Consider the following 358-nt stretch of genomic DNA (forward strand, 5'->3'; position numbering starts at 1 on the left):
TCTACATTCGCTGACCATTCGGGCCAGTTCATCCTGCAAGAGAAGCAGGCGGGCAATCCGGCTTTCGACTGCCTCAAGCTGCTCTTGGGCAATGCGGCTCGCATCCTCGCATGATGCTTCCGGCCGTTCTTGCAAGGCGAGCAGGATGCGGATGCTTGGCAGATCGAAACCAAGCTCGCGAGCATGGCGGATAAAGCCCAGGCGCTCGGCATCGGCGGGGCTGTAGGTGCGCCGTCCGTTCGGCTGGCGGGCAGGCTTGGGCAAAACCCCAATGCGCTCATAGTAACGGATCGTCTCGATGTTCACGCCCGTCTGCCGGGATAAATCGCCGATCTGCATCTTTTGCCTTGCTCCTGTA

The 358-nt window shown here is 60.1% G+C and carries 1 protein-coding gene; it reads right to left on the bottom strand.

Going from position 1 to position 358, the window contains the following annotated elements:
• Nucleotides 1-339, bottom strand: a 339-nt coding sequence (locus ACTJI6_RS24275; protein WP_440804365.1) for a MerR family transcriptional regulator, incomplete at its 3' end; no start/stop codon positions are given.
• Nucleotides 340-358 lie beyond the last annotated feature (19 nt).

It is taken from the genome of Paracoccus sp. 22332 (genome assembly GCF_052045125.1).
GTDB classification, from domain to species: Bacteria; Pseudomonadota; Alphaproteobacteria; order Rhodobacterales; family Rhodobacteraceae; genus Paracoccus; species Paracoccus haematequi_A.